This is a genomic window from Pseudoalteromonas sp. PAST1, from assembly GCF_021532515.1.
Classification (GTDB): Bacteria; Pseudomonadota; Gammaproteobacteria; order Enterobacterales; family Alteromonadaceae; genus Pseudoalteromonas; species Pseudoalteromonas simplex.
Map to the genome: position 1 here is coordinate 1 of NZ_JAKGBH010000075.1, position 14,324 is coordinate 14,324.

The following is a 14,324-nucleotide window of genomic DNA, read 5'->3' on the forward strand; positions in this document are numbered from 1 at the left end:
TTACTCTTTCTAGCTTTACTCTTTCTAGCTTTACTCTTTCTAGCTTTACTCTTTCTAGCTTTACTCTTTCTAGCTTTACTCTTTCTAGCTTTACTCTTTCTAGCTTTACTCTTTCTAGCTTTACTCTTTCTAGCTTTACTCTCGCTAACTTAATCTACCAACTCAAACTGCTCCCATTCGCTTTTAACCATTGCTCTGCTTTTTTATAGTCTGGATAAAACTGGCTCACACGTTGCCAAAACTTAGCGCTATGATTCATATGTAAAAGATGCGCAAGCTCATGGACAACTACATAATCAATCACCCAGGTTGGCGCACTTGCTAAATGCAAATTAAAAGTCAGCTCACGGCGTTTGTTACAACTGCCCCAGCGACGTTTATAATGTTGAATTTTAAGCTTTGTAGGCAACGTCTCAGACATTTGCAAGCAGTAATCATGCACTCGCATTTCGATATAGCTCTCAAGCTTTTCATGCATAAACTGCTCAAGCAAAGCGAGGTAGTTAGCCTCTTGATGTTTGACACGTGATGATATTAGTAAGGTAAGCTGAGGCCGCGCATCTTGTTGCCAAGTGTTTTTCGGGCCTGTGCCGAATACTATTGGGACGTTTTGCCCAAACAACTTAATAGTGGCGTTTACTAATGGCAATTGGCGACGCTCAGCTTGCATAGATTGCTTTGCTATTTGTTCAGCGACCCAATCTTGCTTAGTGTTTAGCCAGGCATCTATTTCAGTTTGTGGAACATAAAAAGGCGCATACACAGTGAGTTTCTGCTCAGCAACTTTAATTGCCACGGTTGTTCTGCGTTTACTGCGCTTTAGGGTGTAATCCAACAAAAGTAAGCCAATTCAATTAATAAAAAATGAGAGATTCCATTTTACCCTGCTAAATAGCTGCTAATCTATAAAGATGACTCACAAATAAGTTTTCATCCTTATGCCTGACAAACCATGTTGTAGTTATACCTCACCAACAGGTAACAAGTGCCAAGAAACAGATATGGGCTCTGGATTTTGCTTTTGGCATGATAGTAAATTTGATAAATCAGGGCTAGATCTAACCCAAAAATTAGAGCGCTATGCCAAAAAAGGAGGCTTACTAGAAGGGTTACAATTAAAGCGAGCAAATCTTTCTGGGCTTAACTTAATCAAACAGGATGATGAAGAGGGCTATAACCTTTCTTTCTGCAACTTCTATCGAGCAAATTTAACGGGCGCTCATTTATTTAATAATAAGATTGCTAATGCCTCACTAATGAAAGCTAACCTTCACAGTGCTAGTTTGCATTACTGTGACTTAAGAAATACCAACTTATTAGGTATCAAACTCAACGACAGCAGAATTGATAATATCGAGCTAGGCGACCAATTACTGCAAGAAACGGCGGCCATTAAAGCCCGCAAGAATAAGCACAACTCAGAAGCACGAGACTTATTCGAACAATCTGAAGAAATATACCGTAATTTAAGAAAAGCTTCTGAAAATCAAGGACTATTTGAGCTTGCCGGTAACTTTACTTATAAAGAATTGCGCATGCGTCATGCGCAATACCCTAAAGGTTCAAGTAAACAAATAACTTCAAGCTTTATCGATATGTTATGCGGCTATGGCGAAAAGCCTGAGAATGTCATTCGTTTTAGTTTGTCGCTTATTATTTGTTGTGCACTCTGTTATTTTTTATTTGGGGTGAATTATCAAGATACGCTAATAAGATTAGATTTTTCTAACTCTATTGAAGACAATTTATTTGCATTTCTAAATAGCATTTATTTTAGTGTTGTTACCTTTACGACTCTAGGTTACGGTGACATAACACCTATTGGTTTCTCTCGATTTATTGCAGCAGTTGAAGCATTTTGTGGGAGCTTTTCACTCGCTTTATTCGTTGTCGTATTCGTCAAACGCATGACGCGTTAACAGTATCTAGTGATAAAAAGTAATGGATAAAAAACATGAATTTAAAACTAAGCATTTATAGCTAATATAAAATAATTAAATTCATTAATTTCACATCTTTTACTCTTAATAAATTTTAAATTGTATTAGACTGAAAGCATATGCAGCCTTTAACTTATTCTATGCTAGCAGAATTTTTTCTTACTGATCAAAGTTCAGATTTATTAATAAACGGTACCTACGACCTGACTCTAGTCCTTTTGTCGATTACCACGGCCGTCTTTGCCGCTTATTTTTCTTTACACCTTATTGATCTTGCAAATAAAACTAACTTTAATTCTTACCGTCAACTCGCCAATGGTACTGGCGCACTGGTTTTATCTGGTGGTATTTGGAGTATGCACTTCATTGGCATGCTGGCATTTTCACTATGCACAACAATTAACTACGATCCGACTTTAACATTCTTTTCGTTTGTACCGGCATTTTTCGCATGTTTAACAGCATTTTCTTTTCTTCGGCGCAAGGGTAATACCCAGATCCCAAAAACGTTAAAGCTTCTAGTCAGTTCTGTATTATTAGGTGCAGGTATTGGCACCATGCATTATACAGGCATGGCTGCGATGCAAATGAGTCCATTGTTACGTTATGACCCTTGGTGGTTCGCTGCATCTATTGTTGTCGCTGTTGGCTTGTCATTCATAGGCTTATACACTCGCTTTCATTTGAGTGACCATTTTAAGCGTTTATCTAACTTTCAAAGTAGAATAATTTGCAGCATTATTCTCGGTTTTGCCGTTGCCGGTATGCATTACATGGGAATGGCTGCGACTCGCTTTGTTGCGACTTCGCCCCTCTTATCCGATAACGTTGATACATCACATATTGAACTTATTGCTATTTGCGTCGCGTTTGCCACCGTTTTATTAACTGCACTCGTAGGCATTATCAATGGAATGGTTCGCTATCGTATGCTGTTGGTGGAGAAATCTGCCGAAGAATCTCGTTTAGATGCTATTTTAAGTACAGCTATTGATGGCATTGTGACTATTAACATTAAAGGAAAAATTTTAAGCTTTAATAAATCTGCAGAAGCTATTTTTGGCTGGCAGCAACAGGAAGTTCTCGGACAAAACGTTAAAATTCTAATGAATGACGAAATTGCTGCACATCATGATGATTACTTATTAAATAGTGGCAATCATGAGCTTAAAAAAGTAATTGGCATCAACAGAGATGTTTGCGCAAAACATAAAGATGGCCATTTATTTCCTATTCGTCTTGGCCTTGGAGAAGTGAAACAACCAGGTGAAGAGACTCTATTCGTAGGGTTTATTACTGATTTAACTCAGCAACGCGCCCTGCAACAGAGTCTAGAAGAAAAGGAACTACAATATCGTACCTTAATGAATAATACACCTGGTGCTGTATTTCGTTGTTTACTTGATAAAAACTGGACGATGCTGTTTATTAGCCCACGAGTCTTTGAATTAACCGGTTACACAGCACAAGAGTTCACATCAAACGAAGTAGCATTTGCAGATATCATAAATTCCAAGGATGAGCAGCACATAGCAGATGCCCTAGACGACGCCATCTCAAATTCTAGCCAATACGCTGTTGAATATAGAATTAAACACCGTAATGGCCAAACAGTTTGGGTACTAGATCAAGGCACAGTTAACCATAACCCAGATTCCAACGACAAATGGATAGATGGCGTGCTAGTCGACATAACCTCACGTCATGAATATGAGGAGTCATTAAAGACAGCCAAGCAAGAAGCTGAAGCCGCTGCACAAGCCAAACAAGCATTTATGGCGAATATGAGTCATGAAATCCGCACACCAATGAACGCTATAATTGGCTTTAGTGATATTTTGATGGATAGCCCGCTTAGCAAAGAACAACAAAAGCATATAATTACTGTGAATAGTTCGGCCAGGTCATTATTGCATTTATTAAATGATGTACTCGACTCCGCAAAGCTAGAAAAAGGTAAATTAGATATCACGCTTGAACACTTTAATTTGCAGGCTCTACTAGATAATATCGTTTCAACCTTTTGGCTTGAAGCGAAACGAAAAAACTTACTTCTCGATTTAAAAATAGCCGAAAATGTTGCGCCAATATACATTGGAGATGATTCGCGTATTCGCCAAGTATTAAACAACCTAATTGGTAATGCGATTAAATTTACTGAAACAGGCTCTGTGACAATTAGTATCAGTAAAACGCAAAACAACCAGTTGTTTTTTGAAGTGCAAGATACAGGCATTGGTATCGCAAAACATAGACTAAAAGCAATTTTCCAGCCATTTGAGCAAGCTGATGGAACTATGACTCGCCGTTTTGGTGGCACAGGGTTAGGAACAACGATTAGTAAGCAACTGGTAGAGTTAATGGGTGGCAGCATTAGTGCTGTGAGCACAGAAAACAAAGGAAGTTGTTTCTTTTTCTCTTTACCTCTAAAAGAAGGTGATATTAATAAAGTTGATAAATTAAGTAATAATATCTTAAACCTGCCGCCTCTGAGAGTTCTAGTTGTTGACGATATAGAACAAAACCTCGAGTTACTGAATATTTTACTTTCTCAAGCTGGTCATGTTGTTACAAAAGCGAAGAATGGCTTAGAGGCTATCAGCGCCTTCGAAAAAAATAGCTTTGATGTAATTTTAATGGATATACACATGCCAGAGTGCGACGGGATTACAGCGTGTAAAGTGATTCGAGAAAAAGAGCAGCAACAACAACTTAAAAAAACCCCTATCATTGCCCTAACTGCCAGTGTTTTACAGCAAGACAAATTAACCGCAAAACAAGCCGGTATGAATGGCTTCGCTAATAAGCCCGTTGATATTCAGCAAGTTAACCATGAAATAGCAAAGGTTTTAGGGTTAGAAGTTAATACAATATCTCAACAACAGCCAGATAAATCTAAGCAGCATATCAACTATGCAAAAGGCCTGAAAATGTGGGGAAGTAGCGAAAAACTAAACTCAGAAATAGCAGCGTTTTTATCTGATCATTATGCCAATATGATTCGTTTAAAAGAGCTTAATACTGATAGTTCTGAGGTGAAAACAATTTTGCACACTTTAAAAGGCGTTGCCGGGAATTTAGCGCTAGGAAAACTGCTACATTTACTTTCTCAAGCAGAGAATGAACTAAGAGGGACTCGTTTTATTTCACTCATCCATGCATGTGAAGATGAATGGCATTTTTTACGCTCAAAAATAGCCGAAACAAAAACTCAAGAGGAACAAACATCAGTTACTATGATGCCTACGAGTGAGCTAAATAAAGCCTTAGACACACTGCTAGAGCACGCAAAACATGCCGAAATTGACGATGACTTTTTGGCTCAAGTGGCGTCGAACACCCAGCCTGCTTTTAAATCGCAAATAAATGAAATTTGTGAACATTTTGACAATTTTGATTTTAATGCTGCACAGGAAGCGATTGAGAAATTGCAACGTGAAATAACTGCAAGTGAGGAGAAATCATGAGCGAACTTATTGAGCGCGAAAGAATTCTTATCGTAGATGATGAACCCGCTAACCTTAAAGTAATGCGTGAAGTATTAGGCAATGACTACCGCTTATCATTTGCGAAATCAGGTGAACTTGCATTGCAACTTATTAAGAATGAGCCGCCAAGATTAATTCTATTAGATGTGATGATGCCAGATATGAATGGCTTTGAAGTCTGTGAAATACTGAAATCTACACCAGAAACCGCTCATATTCCGATTATTTTTGTGACAGCTTTATCACATGAACAAGACGAATCAGAAGGCTTTGCGCTAGGTGCGGTAGACTACATTACAAAACCCATCAGCCCTGCAATTGTCCGAGCACGAGTTAAAACTCATTTATCATTAGTGCAAGCACAGCAATTACAGCTCGCTCATATTGATTTGATAAACCGTTTAGGACGTGCAGCAGAATACAAAGACACAGATACTGGTGAACACATTGCGCGTATGAGCCGTTACAGTAAAATACTTGCACTTGCCTACGGAATGACTGAATTTCAAGCTGAGCAACTAAGACAAGCAGCACCGATGCATGATGTTGGTAAAATCGGTATTCCTGACGCCGTGCTTCTGAAGCCTGGGCGCTTGGATGAAAATGAATTCGAGCATATGAAGCAACATGCAACAATCGGGGCGAAAATTTTAGAAAACTCTAGTTCGCCTTTATTACAGCTAGCACACAAGCTGGCACTTGAGCACCATGAAAAATGGGATGGAAGCGGCTACCCTTATGGACTAAAAGGTGAAGAGATTAGTATTGAAGGCCGGATAGTGAGTATTGCCGACGTGTTCGACGCACTAACCTCAACAAGGCCATATAAAAAAGCATGGTCTGTTGACCAAGCTGTCGAACTTCTCAAATCTGAATCTGGTAAGCACTTTGATCCGCAGTTAGTCGACTTATTTATAGGTCAGCTGGATGCAATTATAGAAATAAAAAATACATTCACTCGATAAATAGAGCCTCCTATCTGGAGGCTCTTTTATTACTAAGGTAAAGACTTAAGATCTATTTTAGGAATGTCTGTAGGGCTTCTTTCAAACTCGCTGCCATAAGGAGTGGGAGCGGAAAAAAAGCCTGTATTTTTTAGGTAAAACCCTTTCTCTGTCGTACCGCCTTGATAGTCAAAACGCGCATTTTTTTTGGCTGAGGCATCGTAAGTAAATTTAGCTTGGGTCACTTCTTGCCATTCCCCTCGCTCAGGTTTAGCCCATTGGTTTGTATAAATTGCACGACGTTCAAATTGCCCTGCCCCAGGTATGAAGTTCTCTAAAAATGAATAGGTGCCTTGATGATATATACTCGTCTTTGGGCGCCTGAAACTTGCAATTAACTGCCATTTTTCAACCATAGGATCATAAAAGTATGCTGTGAAATCAGTACTTTCAGTTCCTTCAACTGGCCTAATGTGAGTTAGAAAACCATATCGCGTGTCAGCTTTCCAATCGTATCGCATATAGCTTTGTCCGCCAGAGCCTTCATTGCCAAATTTACCTACATGCACATTTTTACCATGCTTTAAGGTCTGTATTCGGTACTCAGGTGGAATTAATGAAGGATCATCTGTTGAAAATGGACTCCAAATAGAGAATAACACTCTGCGCTCACTATCAGAGTTTACTTGTATACCAAAATAGCCCCCATCAAAACCATTCGCCATGTAATACGAGCCTATTACATCGGCTCCTTTTGGCACTTCTATTTCACTATAAAACCACGGGTAATTCATCGTTTGAGAAGGCAACGAGTATTGCAGGTGAACCGAAGGGCCTCGACGTCCCCAGTAAAAGTCATCTTTGACATAACTAACTTTACCTAAAGCCACTTCGCCGCCGATTTTAATCTCACTTATGGCTGGTAAAAGCGTTTCTGCTTGCTCTAATCCCGTGATGGTTAACTTTTGATAACCTAATTCATCAAGGTTAAATGTACCAACAGGTACGCTCATTGGTTGATTATTTTTTACTGTTACAATTTTGCTTTGCCCAGCTATCGAAACTTCAATTGTTGCAGGTTTGTCTTTCACAAAGGTTTGCAAAGAAACGGCTAACTCACCTGTTTTAGATGTGTAAAAATAAGTGCTTAAACTGCCTTGTTCAGCAAACCAATGGGTCACACCACTCTTGTCTATCAGCTTATCTGACAGCTCAACATTATTATCAATCCAACTGTTTCCTGCCACTGGAATACTGAGCGTTGTTTCTATCTTCTTATTTTCTAACTGTAACTGCTGATTTCCACATGCGACCAAGGAGGTCAAAAAAAGCGATAAAACAGCCGTTTTTATTCTGTGATTGTTCATTTTCTTTCCCACAAAAAAGCACTATCCGTAATAACGAATAGTGCTCCTTAAAACAGTTTATGGATTTATACGAACAGAGAACTCTGCCGCAGATGCCCAAGCACCACCACCTTGCTCCTCAAGAGCAACAAATTTAACGTAACGCCCATTTGTCGCTGGAAGAATGGCTGATTTTACATCACCATTTGAAGCCCATTCACCTTGTGCAACAGGCTCACCAAATTCAGTTGCTGTTTCACTTACGTACACTTCATATTTAACTACAGTACCATTACCGCCACCTGGACGAGGCGTGTAGTCAAATTGAGCAACCTCATAAGACTGCCCTAAATCAATAACAACGTCGTGTGGGTAAGTAACTGAACTGTCACTCCATGAGGTGTGCCAGTGCGTGTCAATATCACCATCGAACGCAAGCTCAAGTTCATTTCCAGCCTCAGCAGCAGAACTTGATGTTGCAGAAACTGTGCTCATATCAATTGCTTGAGTTAAATTAACTCCCACATTTAATTCTCTTGCTGCCGCCCAAGGGTTACCACCGCGTTCTGCGAGTGCAACAAACTTAACAAAACGCCCTGTTACATCATTAAACGTCACCGTTTTAATATCGCCATTGTCAGCAAAGCTGCCACTTGATACAGGTTCGTCAGCAAAGGCCAGCTCGTCTTCGCTTACATATAACTCATACTGCACCACTGTACCATTACCGCCACCATCTCGTGGCGCATAATCAAAGCGATTGACAGCATAATTCTCACCTAAGTCAATGACCACCTCATGTGGATAAACAACGGATGTATCATCCCAATTGGTATGCCAATGCGTGTCATCTTGGCCATCAAAAGCAAGCGCTAACTCATTGCCTGGTTGTGCAGGAGATGTTGATGAGTAGCTAAATGTCGTATTATCTAAAAGCGTACTATTTACTTCGACCGCTTCAGTAGCAGGCTCTTCAACAGGTTCATCTTCATCACCTGTGCCTGAGCCATCAATAGGTTCATATACGTTGCCATCATCAATGCCTACTCGCAGTTCAGCAGCTGAAGCCCATGCACCACCACCACGCTCTTCTAAAGCGATAAATTTAACAAATCGACCTGTTACTGGGCCAAAAACTTCTAGCTTCAAGTTAGTGTTATCAGCCCAGTTACCTGAATGAACCTTTTCACCATAATCAACTGACGACTCTGAAACATAAATTTCAAAGCTAACAATCGTTCCGTTGCGTCCGCCGTCTTGGCGTGGCGTGTATTCAAAGCGATTTACATCAACTGTTTCGCCTAAATCGATAACAACTTCATGAGGATACTCTTGCATATCATCACCCCAAGAGGTGTGCCACATGGTTGAATCATCGCCATCAAAGGCATATTTTAAGTCATTACCCGGTTGTGCAGGTGTGTTGCCCGTGACTACAAAATTAGCACTATTTAGCATGCCATTTTCTTCGCCATCATGTGTAGCAGTTAAACTCAAACCCTCAACATCAGAGCGTGCAACAACAAGGATTGTATAAGGCGTCTCTTTACGTACATTTACAGCAACGATGCAAGTTTCATTGCTCGTGCCACCATAGCCGATACATTCTGCATTATCAGGGTTAGCAGCTTCTTTTGCAGTGACATAAATATCTGCATCACCAGCATTACCACTTAGTTCTACGGTTAGTTTATTTGCAGAATCTATAGCCATGACCTCATACAGACGCGTTTCTCCTTTACTCATTGCGTCAATTGTCATAGCTTCACCACTAATTAAAGGCTCTGATTCAGTATCAAAAAGTACTGTATCATCATTATTTGTAAGTCCAGCCGCTACAGTGCCTGTATAACTAGTAACTTTGCCAAGAATGTTTTCAAGTTGTAACTCAACGACAGCATCTGTCGCAATTGCGCTGAAACTTGCTTCACGCGCTGATAAATCTTGCCCGCTACTAACTACCTCACCATTGACGATAACCGTGTATTTGTACATAGGCGTAGATGTTGCCGGAATTGACCAACTAATACTTTGAGTATCAATAGAGTCAATCGTTGCTGCCAAAGGGCTATTTTGCGGTGAGAAAGAAGAATAAGGACGAGATAAAACATCTGCTGCTTCAATTTCATCAGGAGAAATACTGCCGCCAGAGCTCATACGATAGTATTCACTCGTTGATGTCGCATCATAGCTTTCATTGTATGCTGCAGTTGCTTCCTCTTGAATGACATTAAAATCTGCTTTAGTAAACCCAGCCCAAGAACCATCCAACTGACGTTTATGACCAGCGGTAAATAATGCAGTGCGGGTTTGATCGCCCGTCCCCAGCCAATCCTCTACAAACGAGCCTGTATTGCTATTAAAGTAGACATTTTCAACTGGGTAATCCATGGTGACTATATGTGTCCAAATACCCGTTTCTTTATCCATTGACCAATAGCCAAATTGCGTATGGCCATCTTTTTGCCAAACTTTAGCCACCAGCGTATACCAATGATCAGGCTGCCATCCAAGTTCAAAATTCCATGATTTTAACCCTGTACCTTCGCCACCAAAGTTCTCTACTTTAGTACCTGCACCTTGATATGGTGCAGTGATAAGTTCACCATTTGAAGGATCCCACAAAGAAAATATAAAATTACGGCCATCGGGATGATCTTGTATGCCAGCATAACCGCCCCCTTCCATACCTGCGTTCCAATTTAGAACCGAATAGTATGTATATGGTGTTAAACCTTTTGCCGGAATATACACATCTTGCATGATGATGTCCCCAGCCGCGTTATCATTAAAGCGCAACCATACTGAAGGGGCTCGATCAATCGATCCCGGGGTTGCAACAACTTGCTTTCCTGTAGATCCAACTGAGCCTTCAGGCTCTTCGGTCCCGCAACCGAACAGTGTTGCTGTTATTACCGCAATACTGAGCACAGATAATTTATTTGTGAAGCTCATAAATTTACTCACTTATATTTATTCTTTTTAAATTAGGCAATACAACTATTGCCGTGAATTTATCTACTGCTATTAAAACCTGACATTAACCCCAAAGGTAAATAGGCGCCCAGCGCTATCAAGTTTATGAACCTGATCAGAGCGAGAGATATAATGCCAGCCACGTTCATTGGTTAAGTTATTACCTGAAACATTTAAATTGATTGATTCAGTAATATCGTAACTAGCACTGAAGTCTAACTGGCCATAGTCTGCAACCCACTGCGGGCCGCCCCATGCATCTGCATTTGCAACATATTCATCGCGCCAGTTATAGGCAAAGCGTAATTGAAAGTCATCCGTCTCGTAGTACACGACTGCGTTATAAGAATGCTCGGACATTCCTTGATAAGGAAGGCCAAGGCTTCTAAAGTCGTATTCAGGATGATCTTGAGGAACCTGATCATACCCTGAGTCAACATAGGTGTAGTTAAGTTGCACCCCTAAATTATTAAATGGCGCTGGTAGTAATTCCGTAAAGGCATGCTGATAGGCAATCTCATAACCTTCAATGGTACCTCCACCGTCACCATTGATAGATGACTGTACTTTGAAGGTTTCTCCATTGATATCAATTGATCCATTTTCACCATTTATGACAAATGACTCGATATCTTTATAAAAATAAACAGCAGTGAGTGCACCATTCTCAGAAAAATACCACTCAAGAGCTAAATCTGCTTGATTAGCACGAAGCGGTTCGAGTCCAGGATTTGAGGCGTGATATTCCATTTTATTGAAGTTGATGTAACTCCAAGCCTTGAGTGATTGGATACTTGGGCGAGTAATTGCTTTTGAAGCTGTTGTTCTAAGTAATAAAGTATCTGTCAAATTTAGTTTTAGATTTAAACTTGGTAATACATCCGTATACGTATCCTCAAATTCCACAATATCCTGATAATCTTCAACTTTACCTTCGTAGCTTGGATTACCTTGTTTATCAGGAACAAATACAACTTTGTCTAAATTAAGTGAATAACCTTGGCTACCTACAGTTGTTTCAATAGCCCGAACACCTAAATTTAAAGCATAAGGAAAGCCAAAAACTTTGTCTTCTATATTCACGGATGCGTAAATTGCATTGGTTTGCTCATTTACTTCATATGAGTCTTTAGGGCGCGGAAGCGCTTTAATTAACTGATTAGCAGCTTCCGGACTAATAGATTCATAAAATGCGAATAACTCATCGTAGTCAAAACGAGGCCACGGATTAGGGTGCTGACCGGGTTCACCTTTAAAGAAGTTCTCAAAGTCACCATCAATTAACACACTTTCAGGGAGTCTAAATAGGTCAAAGCCGTTAATATTTTCAACTGATGAGTAATCTACGCTGAAGTGATCATAACGTTCAGAATCAAGTTGCGCTCCAGCATTACTAAATGCACTGGCATTTTCTGACGAATTAACATTTGTGGTCTTCGTTTGATCGCCAATATTTAAACCAAAATCGATTGATTTGATCCAATCAACATTTGGCATCCACTGTGCGTCAATACGAAGTTCATTTACGACATCTTTAACACCTGTTCCACTGTTATAACTGTAGTGGGCGCCAAAAGGAGAGTTCGCAGTTAAGTTAGGAGAAATTGATACATCAGGTAAAAGGTTATTACCTGATTTATCTAGCATAATTTCATCAACAAAACCACGTGCTACAATGTATCTATTGTGACCATCATTTTTATTTTCTGAACTCGAGTGCGCAACATCGAATGCAACACTAAAGTTATCAGCAACAAACCATTTTGCATTCACACCAACTTGATACGTTTCGGTAACTCGAGGCGACGATACATTAAGTATTTCAGCCATCGCTCCAGTACCAAATAAAGTCATTTTATTAACTAAACCCTCATCATTAAAACCAACATCTTTAACGCCAGGTATGCCTTCGGTCCAACTTTCATCATATGTAACAAACGAAATTTGCGACTCTGTTGCATCCGTTTTATATGATGAATAAATGCTATCAAAATTCATTTCAAAGTCAGAGTTCGGGATCCATTGTAATGCTAAACTTCCGCCAATACGCTCACGAGTATCTTCTTGGTTACCATAACGCATATAGCCCGGTATGATTGAGCCCCACTCGTTATCAACTAACGGATCAAATGCCCCATCACCATTCACATCTTGGCGAACCGTAATATCTGACTCCGTTGTTTCATTCCAAAAGCCTTCACCTTCATAACTGTCGATCCTTAAAGTTCGCTCAGAATAAACTGCAGTGAAAAGGGCACCAAATGTGTCGTCGAAAAACGTGTCGCTTAATAGAAATGAAGCTTGAGGTGTTACATCTTCGGTTCGATCTTCGTAAATACCTTTTATAGAACCTGATGCCGTGAAGCCATCAAAATCCATCGGTCTACGTGTTTTGATATTGATAACAGATCCAATTCCACCTTCTTGAGTGTGTGCAACGGGAGACTTATATACTTCAACGCCACCTAACAGCTCAGCTGCAATCAAGTCGTAATTAAAGTCACGGCTGCTATGCTCTGAAGCCATACGTCGGCCATTTATGGTTGTAATGTTATAGTCCCCACCTAAACCACGCACTGTGACATTTTGCCCTTCTCCGGCATTACGCGTAATCGTAATACCCGAAATGCGTTGTAATGCTTCGGCTACGTTTTGGTCAGGGAACTTACCGATATCTTCAGCAACAATTGCATCAACAACCTGTATTGAGTTTTGCTTAATAAATAAAGATTCTTTCAAACTGTTACGAATACCGCGAACTTCAATTACCTCAACAGCATCATCGTCAGTCTCTTTTAGTTGTGGGTCTTGCTCATTTGCCGCTAATGCGACTGCTGAGGAGGTCGAAAGTATCGAACCTATGAGCAAGCTTAGGTACTTCTTATTGTAATTTACCATTGCACTTCTCCGAATTAGTTATTCCATGAAAGAACATCTGTAGATGTATAACAATTAATTTACACCTTTCGAAAGAAAAAAATCAATAGAAAACACAATAAAACTTTCATTTTCTTTTAATTTAATGGTCGCATTTTTATCGCTAGATAAAAAACTAGTTAAAAATCAACACTCAATCAATATGGAACTAAAGGGAAAATATTTGGACTTAAATCGAAAGTCTTCGAAAAAGGAACTACGTAAGTAAGGTACCTCACTAGAAGCAGGATAAGCATAAAGTAACAAAATTGAATCTATTATCAGCTGAAGCAGCCATTTTTGACTGACAAGAGTTGGACTTTCAACTTCAACATGATTCTTTTTAATTTTTACAAATAAAACAACAAAGTGAATTTGAAATATTTTGAAAGGCTGATAATCTAATTTGAAATATTATGAAACAAATTAAGGTGAATCAATTTATGATTAACTTAATAAATAACCGTGTTAGTTTAATCAAACGAATGTTAATCGTCTGTCTTTGGTCTAACTTTGCCTTTGCAGCACTTAGCAATGATTGGGAAAATCCAAAAGTTGTCGGAATAAATAAATTACCCGCTAGGGCATAATGCCAGTCAGTTAAGAGCTGACTGGCATTTTCTTTTATAGGGATATTTATTAGGTTTCCTTCTTACCACCCTTGGATAATGCCTGTCTGGTAGCCTATCGGGTAAGATAAACAACCTAAGAGTT

The 14,324-nt window shown here is 39.6% G+C and carries 9 protein-coding genes; 4 read left to right on the top strand and 5 right to left on the bottom strand.

Going from position 1 to position 14,324, the window contains the following annotated elements; all coding sequences use genetic code 11:
• Both L1272_RS23320 and L1272_RS21460 read right to left on the bottom strand, forming a co-directional pair.
• Positions 1 to 154, bottom strand: a 154-nt coding sequence (locus tag L1272_RS23320; RefSeq protein ID WP_366035319.1) for a pentapeptide repeat-containing protein, incomplete at its 3' end; no start/stop codon positions are given.
• A complete protein-coding gene (locus L1272_RS21460) occupies positions 155 to 835 on the bottom strand; it encodes a M48 family metallopeptidase (RefSeq protein ID WP_194442810.1) in 681 nt (226 codons plus the stop codon). It abuts the gene before it with no gap.
• Positions 836 to 938: 103 nt separating this feature from the next.
• Between L1272_RS21460 and L1272_RS21465 the strand changes: the two genes are divergently transcribed.
• The 3 genes from L1272_RS21465 to L1272_RS21475 all read left to right on the top strand — a co-directional run bounded on the left by L1272_RS21465 (position 939) and on the right by L1272_RS21475 (position 6,393).
• Entirely contained in the window at positions 939 to 1,919 is a 981-nt protein-coding gene (locus L1272_RS21465) for an ion channel (protein WP_235374246.1), read from the top strand.
• Positions 1,920 to 2,080: 161 nt separating this feature from the next.
• Positions 2,081 to 5,407: an MHYT domain-containing protein gene (locus tag L1272_RS21470; RefSeq protein ID WP_235374251.1), complete on the top strand. Its 3,327-nt coding sequence runs from the start codon at positions 2,081 to 2,083 to the stop codon at positions 5,405 to 5,407.
• Entirely contained in the window at positions 5,404 to 6,393 is a 990-nt protein-coding gene (locus L1272_RS21475) for a response regulator (protein ID WP_235374247.1), read from the top strand. Before L1272_RS21470 ends, L1272_RS21475 begins: the two co-directional genes overlap by 4 nt.
• Before the next feature lie 32 nt (positions 6,394 to 6,425).
• Here L1272_RS21475 and L1272_RS21480 read toward each other — a convergent pair whose 3' ends face one another.
• From L1272_RS21480 to L1272_RS21490, 3 genes are all read right to left on the bottom strand, one after another.
• Positions 6,426 to 7,739 (bottom strand): DUF3472 domain-containing protein, encoded by a 1,314-nt coding sequence (locus L1272_RS21480; protein ID WP_235374248.1) that lies wholly within the window; start codon positions 7,737 to 7,739, stop codon positions 6,426 to 6,428.
• Positions 7,740 to 7,796: 57 nt separating this feature from the next.
• Positions 7,797 to 10,673 (bottom strand): discoidin domain-containing protein, encoded by a 2,877-nt coding sequence (locus L1272_RS21485; protein WP_235374249.1) that lies wholly within the window; start codon positions 10,671 to 10,673, stop codon positions 7,797 to 7,799.
• A 72-nt stretch (positions 10,674 to 10,745) separates the two neighbouring features.
• A complete protein-coding gene (locus L1272_RS21490) occupies positions 10,746 to 13,592 on the bottom strand; it encodes a TonB-dependent receptor (protein ID WP_138602118.1) in 2,847 nt (948 codons plus the stop codon).
• A gap of 434 nt (positions 13,593 to 14,026) precedes the next feature.
• Between L1272_RS21490 and L1272_RS21495 the strand changes: the two genes are divergently transcribed.
• Entirely contained in the window at positions 14,027 to 14,200 is a 174-nt protein-coding gene (locus L1272_RS21495; RefSeq protein ID WP_235374250.1) for a hypothetical protein, read from the top strand.
• Positions 14,201 to 14,324 lie beyond the last annotated feature (124 nt).